This window comes from Streptomyces sp. NRRL S-920, assembly GCF_000717945.1.
GTDB classification, from domain to species: Bacteria; Actinomycetota; Actinomycetes; order Streptomycetales; family Streptomycetaceae; genus Streptomyces; species Streptomyces alboniger.
In genome coordinates, this window is sequence record NZ_JODF01000058.1 from 30,449 (window position 1) to 44,740 (window position 14,292).

Here is a 14,292-nt window from a genome sequence, read left to right on the forward strand (position 1 = left end):
CGTCGGCCAACTCGGGGTGCGGGGCGGGGCCTCGGGGCGCGGGGAAGGGGCGGAAGTCTGTCGCGAAGCCATGCGTCTAGAGCGTGGTCACGTCGGCCTGGAACAAGGGCATGCCCATCAGGGTGCGGATGCGGCTGGTGGAGTAGATGTGGGTGCCCGTGTGCAGGGCGCGCAGGAAGCCGAGGATGTCGTGAGGCCCGTACGTCTCCTCGGAGTCCGCGACGCGCAGGGGAAGCTCCCAGACCGTGCACTCGTCGGGGATGGCGTCGCAGGGGCCCGTGACGACACGGATGACGGCGAGGGCGGGCGGCGCGGGCAGGACGCCCTTGATGAACTGGTCGCCGCCCAGGGGCTGGTGGAGGTGCTGGCGCAGCAGTCGGGTGATGGCCGCCTGCTGCTGCGCGATGTCTTGATGCGGGGAGGTTGGCACAATCCCCCACTAAAGCCGGTATCGGTGCCAGCGCAAGTGGGGGTTGTGGGATGCGTGTCGTGTTGTCGACGTACGGGTCGCGGGGGAGTGTCGAACCGATAGCCGTGCTTGCGGCGCGGTTGCGGGAGAGGGGGGCCGAGGTCCGCGTCTGCGCGCCGCCCGACGGGGAGTTCGCGGGGCGGCTGCGGGAGGTCGGGGTGGAGGCCGTGCCGGTCGGGCGGCCGGTGAGCCCGTTGGTGGCGTCGGTGGCGCCCGGGTCCGCGGCGGGCCTCGCGGAGCGTGTGGCCGAGTTGATGGATGCCCAGTTCGAGACGGTCGGTGCCGTCGCCGAGGGGTGTGACGTGCTGGTGGCCACCGGGCCGCTGCCGGTCACCGCCGGGGCGCGGTCCGTCGCCGAGAAGCTCGGTATTCGTTACGTACACGCGAGCCATCAGCCCGTCGTCCTGCCCTCGCCGCACCGCCGTCCGCCCGCGCGGCGCGGACAGCCGCTGCCGCCGGGCGTGACCGACAACCAGGCGCTGTGGGACCGGGACGCCGAGATCGCCGACACGATGTTCGGCGAAATGCTCAACTCCCGGCGGGATGCGGCTGGTCTGCCCCCGGTGACCGGCGTCCGCGACTACGCCTTCAGCGAGCAGCCCTGGCTGGCCACGGATCCCGTTCTGTCCCCATGGCGGCCGACGGGCCTGGACGTGGTGCAGACCGGCGCCTGGGTGAGGGCCGACGAACGGCCGCTCCCTGATGATCTGGTGGGGTTCCTGGAGGACGGGGCTCCGCCCGTGTACGTCGGCTTCGGCAGTACGCCGCTGAGTGATCCGAAGGCCGTCTCCCGCGCCGCGATCGACGCGGTTCGCGCGCAGGGGCGGCGGGTCGTCCTGTCGCGGGGCTGGGGCGGGCTGGCCCCCGTCGACGGCGTCGGGGACTGTTTCGTCGTCGGCGAGGTCAATCAGCGGGAGCTGTTCCGCCGGGTGGCCGCCGTCGTGCACCACGGCAGCGCGGGCACGACGACGGTCGCCGCCTTGGCCGGGGTGCCTCAGGTGGTGGTCCCCCAGGGCGCGGACCAGCCGTACTGGGCCGACCGGGTGGCCGACCTCGGCATCGGCGCGGCGTCCCCGGCCTTCGACTCCCTGTCGGTCGCGCTGGGGGCCGCCCTGTCCGCCGGGACGCGTTCCCGGGCGACCGCCGTCGCCGGCACGGTGCGTGCCGACGGGGCGGCGGTCGCCGCGGGGAGGCTTCTCGCGGGGTGAGTTCAGCCGCGCTTGACGTCCGCGATGAACGCGGACCAGCTTGCGGCGCGGAATACGAGGGGTTGGCCCTCGGGGTCCTTGGAGTCACGGACGGGCACGATCTCGGGGTGCCCGTCAGCAACCTCTAGGCAGTTGCCGCCCTCGCCTCCACTGTGGGTGGACTTGCGCCAGGTCTCGGCGACTTCCAGGCAGTCGCCGCCGCTGCCTCCGCTGTAGCTGGACTTGCGCCAGGTGGCGACCTCCAGGCAGTCGCCGCCTTGTCCGCCGCTGTAGCTGGACTTGTGCCAAGTAGCGGTGCTCAGGTCGTACTCGTACTCACGGATGCTGTTCTCCATGCTCGTAATCCTGCGCCACCGATTCGATCAGGGCCAGGGAATCTTTCGGGGAGAGTGCGGCTGCCTGGAGGAGGTTGAACATCATGGTGTGGTGGGTGACGGTGGCTGGGTCGTCGATGAGCTTCCCCATGCTCGGTCCCTCGACGAAGCAGAGAGGGGGCGCATCCTCGAACTCCATCAGTTTCAAGTGGCCCTCCATCGCCGCGTGTGCGCCCGCGCTGAATGGCAGTACCTGCACGATGATGCGGCGCTTGCGCGCAAGGGCGGACACGTGGCGCAGGGCCTCCGCCATTACCGCGCCGCCGCCGACGGCCCGCTGGAGCGCGGCCTCGTCAACCACCACCCAGAACAACGGCGTTGTTGGGTCATCAAGTAGATGCGCCCGTTCGAGCCGAGCCGCCACCAGGCCATCGATCGTCTCGTCCGTCGCCGTCGGGTGATACGCGCGGAACACCTCCTCCGCGTACGCCTTCGTCTGGAGCAAGCCCGGGATCAGCAGGGTGGCGTACTGCCTGATGGCCGTCGCGACGGCCTCCGCCTCCGCCGCCTCCGCGAAGTGATCCGGGTACTTCGACTTGCTGACCGCCTCGCAGTTGCGCTCGAAGAAGCCATCCGTGCCGAAGACCGCGTCGAAATGCTTCGCGTACTCCAGATGCATCCGCCGCGTCCCCGCCTCCAACTGGCCGATGAACGAACCGCTCACGAAGATCGGCGCCCCCAGCGCCTCCTGGCTGAGGCCCGCCTGTTCGCGGGCGTGGCGCAGTTCGCAGCCGAGGAGCGCTCGGGGGTTCGAGGAGGGGTCGAGGTCTTTGGGTCGGGCCATGAGGCAACTCCTCCATTGGACACGGGGGGTTGTTGGGACGCCAATGCTTCTCAGGCTACTGACATCCGGCCACTCTGTGTGAGGTAACGACAACACTCGGTGTGAAAGGCGAAGCACATGGCGCTCACGGCGGAGGAACGAATGCGGGCGGCGGAGGAGGCCGTACGGCAGTTGAGGGCGGTCCTCAAAGAGGTCGGCGTCACGTTGCCGTCGCTGCGGATGGACCCGATGAGCGCCGCCGACGAGGGCGCGCTGCCCCTGGTGGAGCTGGGGCGCTGCAACCTCGACACCGCGCTGCGGCTGGTGGCGGTCCTGGAGGGGGCGCGATGAACGACGACCCGAGCGTGCCGGAGACGGGGACGTACGCCTTGGACCATCGGGACGGCAGTGTGGGTGAGGTCATGGGATGCGAGGGAGGCCTCGTACAACTCAGGCCGATCGGCGGCGGCCGCGAGTGGGACTGTCCACCGGCGTCGGTGGGCGAGGCGCCGTCGGGGGAGGTGCTGCGGGCGAAGGTGCGGCAGGTCAACTGGGAAGGGCGCCTGCCGTGAACCGGCGGGGAAAACGGTGCCTGCCGTGAACCGGCGCACTCGCCTGGCACGTTTGCCGGGCACATGTCACCTTTTCGGGCGAAGAAGGGCTGGCGGACAGGTGAGGCACGGGGCGGCGGGCAAACCCTGGTGAGACCGGCCGCAGTTCGGCGCCGGTCCTCAACGCCGTCCCACTCCGTCCGCAAGGTGAGGCGTCAGGCCTGCGACGGATGTGGCACCGGCCCCCCACAACAGGAGGCGGCACACATGTCCACCCAACTCCTCACTCCCCAAACCATTCCGGCGGCCACAGCGGCCGAGACGACCACCGTCGCGGCCCTGATGGCCGAGACCGAGGCGCCTTTCAGCGCGGCGCCGGTCTACGCACCGGCGACGAACACGATCGTCGTCCTCCTCGTGAGCCCGCCCGGTGAGCCGAAGGAACCGCGCGAGAAGCGCGGGAAGTAGACAGCCCCTTGATGCACAGAGTCGTCCGGCCGCGCCACAGGGGAGGGTGATCGTGCCACACCAGGACACCGCGCTCAGGGAGGACTACGCCCGCGCGGCCGATGACCTGGCCGGGCGTCTGCACCGCTGTCTGGAGACCCCGGACAGCGGTGCGGCGCTCGCCGACTACGTACGAGGGGCCCCCGACAGACGGACGGCCCTGGCCGCCGTACGCGTACTGGGCCCGGACGTCCTGGCGCCCGCGCTGTTCGGTTCGCGGCGCATCGACCCGGCCGATCGTGAGGTGATCGCCACGGCGCTCGCCCATTACCCGCTCGACGCCGGGGGCACGGCCGAGACCACGAGTCTCGACCGTGTGACCACCAGTCTCCTGCACCGGGTGGAGGGAGCCGTCAGCGGAGACGGCGTGGCTGTCGACGACGGTGTGGACGTCGACGCCTTCCTCCGGCCGGAGGAGCACTGGCGGCCCTGGGCCCAGCACATGGCACAAGTGGCCTCCTGCGCGCTGCCCGGCGTGTGCGGGCCCCTCGTCGACCAGGCCCGGACGCGGGCCGCGGACCTGGGTCGCGGTGTCGCCCGCGCGATGCTCCGGCGCGACTACCGCACGGCCGCCCGTCTGGTCCGCTGGACGGCGCTCGCCGATAACGGCGCCGCCGTCGAGCAGTTGAACGTCGAGGCGGTGCTGCGGCACCTGGAACTGTGCGGCTCCGTGGACGCGCGCCTGTCGCTCGACGTCAGGATCGCGCGTCTGCTGAGGACGCGGACGCGGCGGGAGGGGACACGATGACGGACGAACTCCCGGTGGGGACCGACGTGGTCGGCCGGGTCACCGGACGGGCCCTGGGCTGGCTGCACCGCAACCGCCCTTACGGAGCCTTCCCTTCCCCGGAAACGGCCGACATGGCCGACCCGGACGGCTACTACAAGTCGCTGGGCGAGACCGCCCTGGCCGCCGGCCTCCTCCTGCGTGAGGGCAGCGTTGCCCCGCCCGGTGACGAGCAAGCGGCGCGCGAGTTGCTGGACTTCGCCTGGACGCAATTGCGGCAGGGGGATCTGCTCTACGAGCGGCAGCTGCGGCATCCGCTGATGGCCGACCCGCTGGAGCTGTACACGCACTTCACCCGGGGCGGCCACCGGCACGAGCGGCTCGACGCCCTCCTCGAACACCTGTCAGGCCTCCGCACCCATCAAGGTGTCGAGCTGGTGCCGAACCGGCGGCTTGCGATCGTCAACGCCCTTCGTATCGCAGGCTTCGGAGGAAGCGCTGATTGGCCGGGTCTGCTGGCGGCGACATGGCTGGGCAGGCTCCCCGAGCCGTGGGCCATCGACTGGATGACCGCCTACTGCATGACCCACACCGTCTTCCACGTCACCGACTGGGGCGGACTGCCCCATGCCCTTCCCGCTGACGTGGTCGCCTACCTGGAGTGCTGGCTACCGGTGTGGATCGACATCTGGGCCGAGATCGAGGAATGGGACCTCGTCGTGGAACTCCTCATCGTCGACGCCTGTCTGCCCCGCCCCGGCCACCACCTCGACGTCTGGCAGCGGCTGGCGACCGTCCAGCACGCCGACGGTCTTGTGCCCCGTGACGGGAAGCCGGTCAGCGACGAACCGGAGCAGGCGTTCCGGGACCACCAGCACACCGGGGTCGTGACCGTCGTGGCCGGCACCCTCGCGCAGGCCCGCAGCGGCGATGTGTCCCCCCGCTGAGTCCGCGTCCGAGCCCGAGCCCGCCTCGCTGACCGAGCGCCTTCGCCTGGTCGCCCGGTCGGCCGGCCCCGACGCGGGCGTCGCCGTCGCCGCGTACACCGGTGGAGACTCTCTCACGGTGTGCCAGGGATTCACGGACCGGACGAGGACCCAGCCGGTCGGTGAGGCGACACGCTTCGAAGTCGGTTCGGTGACCAAGACGTTCACCGTGCTGCTGCTCGCCGAGATGGCGGGCCGTGGCGCCGTCCGGCTCGGCGAGCCGCTCAGCCGCTGCGTGCCCGCGTGGGCCCTCCCGCGCGGCCCGCACGGGGCGGCCATCACCCTGGAGCACCTGGCCACCCACACCGCCGGACTGCCCAGGCTGCCACCCGGCCTGCTGCCCGCCGGGGCACGGTCCTGGTACAGCAATCCCTACGCGCACTACACACCCGACCGGCTGCTCGACTCCCTGGCCCGCAGCCGCGTCCGCCACCGGCCGGGCACCCGTGTCGGGTACTCCAACTTCGGCATGGGCCTCCTCGGCCACCTCCTTGCCGAACGGGCGAGCACCGACTACGCGAGCGCGCTCCAGACGCACGTACTGCGACCGCTGCACCTGGCCGACACGGGCTGCGACGGGCTCGCCCAAGCCACCGGCCACCTGCGCGGGCGGCCCCGCCCACCCTGGTCCATCCCCGCCCTGCCGGGCGCGGGCGCCCTCCGCTCCAGCGCCCGCGACCTGCTCACCTGCCTCCGGTACCTGGCCGAGCCCACCCGGCTGCCCGACGGTTCACTGCGTGAGGCGATGACGGAGGTACTGCGACTTCGCGCGCTGTCCGCCGACGGGCCGCGGCTCCCGCTCGCCTGGAACAGGCGCGGCCTGCCGGGCCGCGACCTCTACTTCCACGCGGGCGGCACAAGAGGCTTCACCGCCTTCACCGGATTCACCCCCCACCCGGAGACGGCCGTCGTCGCCCTGACAAACACGAACCCCACCTTGCGCGGCACCTTCATCCAACAGGCGTATCTGCTGCTTCGGGGGCTCAGTGGGCCGGGGGGGCCGTGAACTCAGAGGAAATGGCGGTGTAGGCCGCTTCGGCCTGTCGTCCCGCAGGAGTTTGAGTTGGGGCATGGGCGAGGAAGTCCCGGGTGGTCCCGTTGAAGGTGATGCGGCCGTCGGTGAGGACAGTGACGTGGTCGGCTTCTTCGGCGAGGTCGGCGACGTCATGGGTGGACATCAGCACCTGTACTTCGTCGGTGGCGAGGCGGAGGATCAGGTCGCGGAAGACGCGGCGCTGGGCGGGGTCCATTCCGGCGGTAGGTTCGTCGAGGAGCAGAATGCGGGCGTCGTGGACGAGGGCGGAGGCCACGCCGATACGCCGCAGCTGACCGCCGGATAGCTGTTTGGTCTTCATGTCGGCGCGATCCTTCATCTGTACCCGGTCCAGGGCGGTGGCCGCTGCTTCCCAGGCGGATGCGCGGTTCATGCCTTTGAGCCAGCCCGTGTAGGCGACTTGTTCGCGTGCGGTGAGGCCTGTCATCGCGGTGATGGTCTGGGGCATCCAGGCGACCTTGGTGCGGTACTCCCGGGTCGTCGAAGACAGGCGGCCTAGGCGTACAGCGCCGGTGGTGGGCTGGTTGGCGCCGGCGGCGAGCTTCAACAGCGTGGATTTGCCGGCGCCGTTGGGGCCGAGTAGGACGGTGAAGCCGTGCGGGGTGGTGTAGGTGAGCTGGTCGAGGATTCGGGGTTTGTTGCGGCCGTAGGCGTAGGACACTGCCTGGAGTTCAACGGGCATGGCGGGGACGGCCTTTCATATGGTGCGACGGGTGAGGGCCTGCGCGATGAGGCCGCCGAGGAAGACGGCCAGGCAGACGAGGAGAGCGGGGATGTTGGGCGGGGAGTGCAGCGTCACGGCCCACGGCCAGGGGCGGTGGTAGTCGGAGTAACCGAGGAACATGATGGCGAACACCCATCCGGCCGGCGCCACGGTGACCGCCTTGGGATGCACGGCTTCGGCGAGCAGCATGAGGCCGGTGAGGAAAGCGGTGTTGCGCCCGATCGTGGTCGCCTCGTCGGAACCCGCAGCGGCGCCGATGGCCACTCCGGCCACCGCCACGGCCGACACGCATGTCAGGACCGCTCCTATGTCGAGGCGGCGCAGGTTGCGGGTGGCCAACACTTCGGCCTCGTCCAGACGCTGATTGAGGCAGTGGGCGAGGGTGGAGGTGACCAGGAGGGGGGTGAGCTGCATGAGGAACACCTGGTTGGCACTGGCGCTCAGCATGCCGGGCAGCTCGATGGCCTGGTCGTGTGCGAGAGCGACGAGGAGGATGCATGCGGCGGTGCCGGGCACAAGCACGGGGCGCAGGCGGCGGGCCTTGATCCACCAGATCACGACTTGGCCCCCTGGTCGGCGAGGCGGCAGGCCTTGGCCTGCTCTCTGTGGAACCAGGCGGTCTGCTGCCGGGCGGGGAGCTCCAGGGCGTCGCGGGCGCGTTGCATGACCTTGTCCAGGACCTGGCGGGGGTTCTCAAATACCCCGCCGTACTCCCCCTTGCGCCATGCCAGATAGGGCCGGTCCGCGTCGATGACGACGGCGGCCCACAGCATGGCCGCGTCATGGTTGACGACGTAGTCAGCCGAAGGCGCGGACTCGTAGGAGGCGGGGAAGGTGCACGGAAAAGTGACGCTGCTACGCAGGACGGCATACCGGATGGCTGTCATGCCGCCTCCCGCCTGCCCGGCCTGCCGGGAGAGCGGGAGCCACCAAGTGGTGTTCGACGAGGCTTTGCGGTCCCGGCCGTTGAGGAGGCTGTCGGACACGGTGGCGGGCAGGGTCACGTTGACTCCTGCGGCACGGAGCTTCGACGTCGACGTCACGATCTGCCGGCGTACCTGGTCGAGTTTCTCCACCGCGCCGCCGGTCTCGGCCATGCACACCCTTGGCGCTGTGCCGGTGCAGCGCGCTGTGGCGTGATGGGAGGTCACGGGGCCGTCCGCGATGGCCCAGCCACCTGCGACGTTGACACACGTGGCCATGAGCGCCACGGCTGCCACTGCTCCGCCGCCGCGTATCACCCACCGGCCCTGACCTGCCGTACGGATCCACCACGCAGCCACCGCGGCGGCTATTGCGGCGATGAAGAGAAAGGGAGCAAAGAGTGTGGCGGCGCCGTATTCCTCGCCGAATCCGAGGGAGGTGTCCGGCTGGCCCGAGAGGTGCCTGGGCCATGTCGGGGCGTCGTACTTCACGGTGTAAATGATCACGTAGAACACGGCAGCAGCAGACAGCGGTGCGCTGATCATGCGGGGGGTGAGGTGTCCGAGGGCACAGCCGATCACCGTGTACGCGCAGACGATGCCCATGGCCATGACCAGGGGCGCCAGTGCTGCCGGTGTCGGCATGAGCCGGGTCTCGATCAGACGCATCACCGCCGGCAACACAAGCACCAACCAGCCGGCGGCGACTACAGGTGCCAGTGTGTGAGCGGCCACGCGATAGCGGGACCGGCCCGGGACGAGCTGCCAAACCCCGTCCCGCTTCAACCGCCCGCCCTCCCACACAGCGAGCCCGAGAGTGATGGCATAGGCGAAGGCATAGAAGTACGACAGTGCCACCTCGACCTGTTCGGGTGCCCAGAGCGGGCCGTTAATGACTTCCTGGTAGGAGTCCTCGAAGTGCAGGGCGTAGAAGTAGTAGAAGCCAATGATCCCGAGCCAGATCGGCGCGGTCCACACGGCCGGGGTGGTGCGCAGTCGGGTGCGAAGGTTCAAGGTGCCGAGGCCGCTCTGTGAAGAAATGGGGGAAGCCGGGAAGCGCGTGGGCGCTTCCCGGCTCTGTGTCATGCCACTTCGGTTGTGACTAGTCTGCCTTTGAGGTGTCGCCCTGGCCTGGTCAAGTCGCACGTGCAGAGACCTGCCCGGTGCGCCGCTCAGGGTGCAGTTGGTGAACAGGCCCTCCTCGTCGAGGCTGACGGTGCCCGCGTCGTCGGTGATGACTCTGTGCCCGTTCGGTGAAGATCACCCAACCAGGAGGTAACGTCACGCGCTGTGATGGAGGCCACTCTTCCGTGTCGACTGCGGACTATGGCCGATAAGTGGTGGAGCCTGGGTAGTTGTGACCGCAACGGCGAACAGGCCGGCGGGCAGTCAGGTTGTGGTCAGGGGGCAGGAGTTGCCCGGGTTGTCGAGCCGTGCCCGGCGGCTCGTTGCGGTCGGCAGCGTCCTGTGCACGGGTGTTGGACACCGTGTACCCGCGTACTTGCTTGACAGCACGAGATGAGGAGCGCCGACGCGGGCTACCCGTCCCGCCACGCCTCAGTCAGCTTGTACGGGCTCTGTCCAAGGCCGCGCGCAGATGGCCGTCCGTGGTGGTGAGGAGGTCGGCTGCCCGGGGGGCGTCGACGCCGCCCAGGATGGTGAGGATCGCGTTCTTCACCTCGCCGTCCGTCGCGGCGAGCGCGGCCTCGATCTCCTCGTCGGTCGCGCCCGTCGCGAGCGCGACGATGCGGCGGGAGCGGGCGCGCAGCTTCTCGTTCGACGCGCGTACGTCCACCATCAGGTTCCCGTACGTCTTGCCGAGCCGGATCATCGTGATCGTCGACAGCATGTTGAGTACGAGCTTCTGGGCCGTGCCCGCCTTCAAGCGCGTGGAGCCGGTGAGGAGTTCGGGACCCACGACGACCTCGATGCCGTGGTCGGCGGCGGCCGCGAGCGCGCTGTCCGCGTTGCAGGAGAGGCCGATGGTCAGGGCGCCGTACCGTTCCTTCGCGTGCTCGACCGCGCCGATCGCGTACGGCGTGCGGCCCGAGGCGGAGACGCCGACCACGACGTCGTCCGCCGTCGGCTTCAGCCCGTCCAGGTCCTCGGCGGCCAGCTCCTTGCTGTCCTCCGCGCCCTCGACCGACTTGACCAGCGCGTTCGGGCCGCCCGCGATGAGGCCGACGACGTCGGCCGGGTCGGTGTTGAAGGTGGGCGGGCACTCGGACGCGTCGAGCACACCGAGGCGGCCCGCCGTGCCCGCGCCCGCGTAGATCAGGCGGCCGCCGCGGGCCATCCGCTCGGCGGTGGCGTCGATCGCGGCGGCGATCGCGGGCAGCTGCGCGGCCACGGCGGCGGGCACGGAGGCGTCCTCGCCGTTCATGATCCGCGCGATGTCCAGGGTGTCCAGCCGGTCGATCTCGGACAGCTCGGGGCGGAACGCCTCGGTGGTGAGGGTGGCGAGCTGGGCGCGCAGCTCTCCGTAGTCTCCGGACTCGGGGGAGGTCATGGTGGGTGCGGCTCTTTCGTGTGCGGGGGGTGGGGGGTTGGTGGTTCGGCGCGGTGCGGTGGGTGCGGATCGGCTCAGCGGCCGCTGGGGCCGCCGGGGCCGCCGCGCGGGCTGTGGCGGTGCGCCAGCGCCTCGTAGGACGCGGCGAGCGCCGGGGCCGCCGTCTCGTACGTCCGCTGGGCGACGCCCACGAACAGGCAGTCCACGACGAGCAGTTGACTCGTACGGGACGACATCGCGGCGGGCCGCAGCTCGCTCTCGCGGGCCGTGGAGGTGGTCAGTACGTGATCGGCGTACTGCGAGACGGCCCCGTCGGGACGGCCCGTGATCGCGATCGTGGTGGCCCCGTGCTCGAAGGCCACCCGCAGCGGCTCGATCACGTCACCGGTCGAACCGGAGTGGGTGATCGCGATGGCCACGTCCTTCGCGCGCAGCGTCACGGCGTTTGTGACGGCCAGGTGCGGGTCGGAGTGCGCGTGCGCGATGTGGCCGATGCGGAGGAGTTTCTGCGCCAGGTCCTGGGCGACGAGACCGGAGGCGGCCACGCCGTAGATCTCCGCGCGGCGGGCGGTCGCGAGCGCGGCGACGGCGGCGCCGAGCTGCACGGTGTCGAGTGCGGCGGCGGTGTCGGCGAGGGTCTGCTGCTCGTCGTAGGCGAGCTTCGCGACGACGTCGGCGATGGGGTCGTCGACCGCGATGTCGGCGGTGACGGCGGGCGCCCGGCCCGACTGCTGCTGTGCGGCGAGCCCCGCGAGCGCGAGGCGCAGGTCGCGGTAGCCCGGGTAGCCGAGGAGGCGGGCGGTGCGGACCACCGTCGCCTCGCTGGTGCCGGTCAGCTCGGCGAGGCCGGTGACGGTGAGGGCCGCGCAGCCGGCGGGGTCACCGGCGACGGCCTCGGCGACGCGCTGCATGGAGCGGGTCATCGACGGCGCGAGGGTCCGCACCTTGGCCGCGAGGGCGGCGGGGGCCGGGGGTGCGGCGCCCGCGACCCCCGCGAAAATTTCCTTCACGTCTTGGGTCACGCTTGAAAGGTATTTTCAGGGCGGGGGTCGGTCAAGGCCTCGTCCGCGCTTCGGGGCGGGGTGTCACGCGTGGGGTGACAATGGCTGCATGAACGCGATCGACCCCTTGGAGCAGGCGTTGCACGCCGCCCGCGCACTTGTCCTCGCCGACCTGGTCGCCCGTGAGGTCGCCGAGGCCGAGGTCGTCTCGCTCGTCGAGGAGTCGGTGGCGCACCGCCGCTGGTGGGTCGAGCAGTGGCCCGAGGGCATCGACTATGTGGCGGGGCTCGTCGCCCAGGACGTACAGGACGCGCTCCTGGAGCGGTACGGTCGCTGGCCACTGTGCCCCGTATGCGGTTCGGGGGACCCGCACGCCCTCGACGTCGAGCCGGAGCTGGGCCCGGATCCGCACTGGGTGTGCGGCAAGGCGGGGGTCGTGGTGGCCCCGGTGGGCGGGCTGACCGCGTGACGGTCTACATCGACCCGCCGACCTGGCCGGGACACGGCCGCATGTGGTCGCACCTGATCAGTGACGTCTCGTACGAGGAACTGCACGCGTTCGCGGCGTCCATCGGCGCCCCGCCGCGCGCCTTCGAACGCGACCACTACGACATCCCGTCGCACCGGTACGGGGACGCGGTGCGGGCGGGCGCGGTGGAGGTCGGATCGAAGGAACTGGTGCGGAGGCTTACGGGGGCGGGGTTGCGGAGGCCCAAGGGGCGGCCGGCTTAACGGGTCTCAGAGCTGAGGCGCCCCGTAGGGGCGCGGGGAACTGCGCGCTCAGCCACGAGGGCCCGCGGGTTTGGTCGGTTTCCGCGTGCGGCTCCGCTTGGGCTGGTCGCGCGGTTCCCCGCGCCCCTTACGGGGCGCCCACGCCGGGCGCTCGAGACGTCGGAGGCGCCGGGGAGGTGGAGAGGGCGGCGTCGGATGCCGTGACCACGCGACTCGGGGTCTTGTGGTGCAGGCGCAGGGAGAGCGCCACCGTCGCCAGTGCCGCCGCCGTCATCGCCGCGCCCGCCCACGCCGTGGCCGCGTAGCCGAAGTCGAGGTCGATGACCGTGCCGCCGAGCCAGGGGCCGCCCGTGTTGCCGAGGTTGAACGCGGCCGTCGTGGTCGCGCCCGCGAGGGTGGGGGCGGCGCCCGCCACGTTGAAGATACGGGCGTTGAGCGCCGGGCCCGTGTAGAACGCGGAGACCCCGATGAGGAACGACAGCGTGACCGCCGCGGCCGGGGTGGCGGCGAACAGGGCCAGCGAGACGAGGAAGACGGTCGACGCGGCTATGCCGCTGAGCAGCACCCCGAAGAGGTGCGCGTCCGCGAACCGGCCGCCGATCGCCGTGCCGACCAGGGCGCCCACGCCGAACAGGGCGAGGACCGTCGGGACCCAGCCGCCGTCCAGGCCCGCCACCTCGGTCAGGAGCGGCGAGAGGTAGGAGAACGCGCAGAAGACGCCGCCCGCGGCGAGCGCGGTGACCGCGATGGACAGCCAGACCTGGCGGTCGGCGTAAATGGACAGTTCCTTCTTGAGCTGCGGCTTCTCGGCGGGGAGCGGGATGCGGGGGATGAGCGTCAGAACCCCGGCGAGCGCGACCGCGGAGGCCCCGGCCACCGACCAGAACGCCGAGCGCCAGCCGAAGTGCTCGCCGAGGAACGCGCCGGCCGGGACGCCGAGGACGTTCGCGATGGAGAGGCCGCCGAGCATCACCGCCATGGCGCGGGCGCGCTGGCTGAAGTCGACCATGGCGATGGCGACGGCCGCGCCGACCGCCCAGAACCCGGCGCAGGCCAGCGCGCTGATCACGCGGGACGCGAAGAGGACTTCGTACGAAGGTGCCAGGGCGCCGGCGATCTGGCCCAGGCCGAAGACGGTGATGAGCGTGATCAGGGTCGTGCGGCGGGGCAGGCGCAGGGTCGCCACGGCCAGCAGGGGGGCGCCGATGACCATGCCGATGGCGAAGGCGGAGATGAGGAGGCCTGCGCGGGGGATGGAGACGTTCATGTCCTCCGCGATGGGCGGGAGGAGCCCCGAGAGCATGAACTCGCTCGTGCCGAGGGCGAAGACGGCGAGGCCGAGCATGTACACGGCTATGGGCATGCGGGGCGCTTCGCGCTGGGCGGGGGAAGGCATATCAGGGGGGAACGTTTGGGGGATCCGGGGCATTCCCGCGGCCCAGCTCCCCGGTTCCGGGGCGCCGCTTCACTTGGGGTGCGCCCCGCGTCTGCTTCCTGGGCCGCGGCTTGGTTGGGGGGTTGTCCTGGCCTCCGGCCCTGGGGTTCTGGGTCGCTGTTTCGTTTGGGGTGTTGCCGCGGGCCTTGGGGTTCCTGGGCTGCTGCTTCGCTTGGGGTGTTGCCCCATCTCCGGGTTCTGGGGGCGCGGTCCGCGCGGGGTGTTGCCCCGGCCCCCAGGTTCTGGGTCGCTGCTTCGGTTGAGGGTTCCCCCGGCCTCCGGGGTTCTGGGCCGCCGCTTCGCGGCGGATGCTTTCCCACCCACCCGCC

At 71.0% G+C, this 14,292-nt stretch carries 18 protein-coding genes; 9 read left to right on the forward strand and 9 right to left on the reverse strand.

Going from position 1 to position 14,292, the window contains the following annotated elements:
• Positions 1 to 76: 76 nt before the first annotated feature.
• A complete protein-coding gene (locus IG54_RS0130125; protein WP_030791632.1) occupies positions 77 to 430 on the reverse strand; it encodes a hypothetical protein in 354 nt (117 codons plus the stop codon).
• Positions 431 to 480: 50 nt separating this feature from the next.
• On the opposite strand from IG54_RS0130125, the gene IG54_RS0130130 reads away from it, so the two are divergent.
• On the forward strand, positions 481 to 1,677 hold the full coding sequence (locus IG54_RS0130130; RefSeq protein ID WP_030791635.1) for a glycosyltransferase: 1,197 nt from the start codon (positions 481 to 483) through the stop codon (positions 1,675 to 1,677).
• Positions 1,678 to 1,679: 2 nt separating this feature from the next.
• Here IG54_RS0130130 and IG54_RS0130135 read toward each other — a convergent pair whose 3' ends face one another.
• Both IG54_RS0130135 and IG54_RS0130140 read right to left on the reverse strand, forming a co-directional pair.
• Complete coding sequence (locus tag IG54_RS0130135; protein ID WP_030791639.1) at positions 1,680 to 2,012, reverse strand: DUF397 domain-containing protein; 333 nt, start codon at positions 2,010 to 2,012, stop codon at positions 1,680 to 1,682.
• Positions 1,993 to 2,835 carry a helix-turn-helix domain-containing protein gene (locus IG54_RS0130140; protein WP_030791641.1) on the reverse strand — a complete coding sequence of 281 codons (843 nt, stop codon included), beginning with the start codon at positions 2,833 to 2,835 and terminating at the stop codon, positions 1,993 to 1,995. The genes IG54_RS0130135 and IG54_RS0130140 overlap by 20 nt, the downstream gene beginning before the upstream one ends.
• Positions 2,836 to 2,952: 117 nt before the next feature.
• Here IG54_RS0130140 and IG54_RS0130145 point away from each other — a divergent pair, with 117 nt between their 5' ends.
• From IG54_RS0130145 to IG54_RS0130170, 6 genes are all read left to right on the forward strand, one after another.
• Positions 2,953 to 3,165, forward strand: a complete 213-nt coding sequence (locus IG54_RS0130145) for a hypothetical protein (RefSeq protein WP_030791643.1) — start codon at positions 2,953 to 2,955, stop codon at positions 3,163 to 3,165.
• Entirely contained in the window at positions 3,162 to 3,386 is a 225-nt protein-coding gene (locus IG54_RS0130150; RefSeq protein WP_030791645.1) for a hypothetical protein, read from the forward strand. The genes IG54_RS0130145 and IG54_RS0130150 overlap by 4 nt, the downstream gene beginning before the upstream one ends.
• Positions 3,387 to 3,632: 246 nt before the next feature.
• Positions 3,633 to 3,833 (forward strand): hypothetical protein, encoded by a 201-nt coding sequence (locus IG54_RS0130155; protein WP_030791648.1) that lies wholly within the window; start codon positions 3,633 to 3,635, stop codon positions 3,831 to 3,833.
• Positions 3,834 to 3,885: 52 nt separating this feature from the next.
• A complete protein-coding gene (locus IG54_RS0130160) occupies positions 3,886 to 4,620 on the forward strand; it encodes a hypothetical protein (RefSeq protein WP_158708954.1) in 735 nt (244 codons plus the stop codon).
• A complete protein-coding gene (locus tag IG54_RS0130165) occupies positions 4,617 to 5,546 on the forward strand; it encodes a DUF6895 family protein (protein WP_030791654.1) in 930 nt (309 codons plus the stop codon). The genes IG54_RS0130160 and IG54_RS0130165 overlap by 4 nt, the downstream gene beginning before the upstream one ends.
• Positions 5,530 to 6,591, forward strand: coding sequence for a serine hydrolase domain-containing protein (locus tag IG54_RS0130170; protein WP_051820150.1), 1,062 nt, complete (start codon positions 5,530 to 5,532; stop codon positions 6,589 to 6,591). The genes IG54_RS0130165 and IG54_RS0130170 overlap by 17 nt, the downstream gene beginning before the upstream one ends.
• Here the strand turns inward: IG54_RS0130170 and IG54_RS0130175 are convergent.
• From IG54_RS0130175 to IG54_RS0130195, 5 genes are all read right to left on the reverse strand, one after another.
• Positions 6,569 to 7,321: an ABC transporter ATP-binding protein gene (locus IG54_RS0130175; protein ID WP_030791661.1), complete on the reverse strand. Its 753-nt coding sequence runs from the start codon at positions 7,319 to 7,321 to the stop codon at positions 6,569 to 6,571. The two genes, IG54_RS0130170 and IG54_RS0130175, sit on opposite strands and share 23 nt — an antisense overlap.
• Before the next feature lie 15 nt (positions 7,322 to 7,336).
• The gene (locus IG54_RS0130180; protein ID WP_051820152.1) at positions 7,337 to 7,921 is read right to left on the reverse strand and encodes a hypothetical protein; all 585 of its coding nucleotides are present in this window, start codon (positions 7,919 to 7,921) and stop codon (positions 7,337 to 7,339) included.
• Positions 7,918 to 9,264: a hypothetical protein gene (locus IG54_RS0130185; protein WP_051820154.1), complete on the reverse strand. Its 1,347-nt coding sequence runs from the start codon at positions 9,262 to 9,264 to the stop codon at positions 7,918 to 7,920. Before IG54_RS0130185 ends, IG54_RS0130180 begins: the two co-directional genes overlap by 4 nt.
• A 583-nt stretch (positions 9,265 to 9,847) precedes the next feature.
• Positions 9,848 to 10,795, reverse strand: coding sequence for an N-acetylmuramic acid 6-phosphate etherase (gene murQ, locus IG54_RS0130190; RefSeq protein ID WP_030791670.1), 948 nt, complete (start codon positions 10,793 to 10,795; stop codon positions 9,848 to 9,850).
• A 74-nt stretch (positions 10,796 to 10,869) separates the two neighbouring features.
• Entirely contained in the window at positions 10,870 to 11,817 is a 948-nt protein-coding gene (locus IG54_RS0130195) for a MurR/RpiR family transcriptional regulator (protein ID WP_030791672.1), read from the reverse strand.
• A gap of 88 nt (positions 11,818 to 11,905) precedes the next feature.
• On the opposite strand from IG54_RS0130195, the gene IG54_RS0130200 reads away from it, so the two are divergent.
• Together IG54_RS0130200 and IG54_RS0130205 are read left to right on the forward strand one after the other, a co-directional pair.
• Positions 11,906 to 12,265 carry a hypothetical protein gene (locus IG54_RS0130200; protein ID WP_030791675.1) on the forward strand — a complete coding sequence of 120 codons (360 nt, stop codon included), beginning with the start codon at positions 11,906 to 11,908 and terminating at the stop codon, positions 12,263 to 12,265.
• The gene (locus IG54_RS0130205; protein ID WP_030791678.1) at positions 12,262 to 12,528 is read left to right on the forward strand and encodes a DUF4031 domain-containing protein; all 267 of its coding nucleotides are present in this window, start codon (positions 12,262 to 12,264) and stop codon (positions 12,526 to 12,528) included. The genes IG54_RS0130200 and IG54_RS0130205 overlap by 4 nt, the downstream gene beginning before the upstream one ends.
• 127 nt (positions 12,529 to 12,655) lie before the next feature.
• Here IG54_RS0130205 and IG54_RS0130210 read toward each other — a convergent pair whose 3' ends face one another.
• Positions 12,656 to 13,891: a Cmx/CmrA family chloramphenicol efflux MFS transporter gene (locus IG54_RS0130210; RefSeq protein ID WP_078594695.1), complete on the reverse strand. Its 1,236-nt coding sequence runs from the start codon at positions 13,889 to 13,891 to the stop codon at positions 12,656 to 12,658.
• Positions 13,892 to 14,292: the final 401 nt, after the last annotated feature.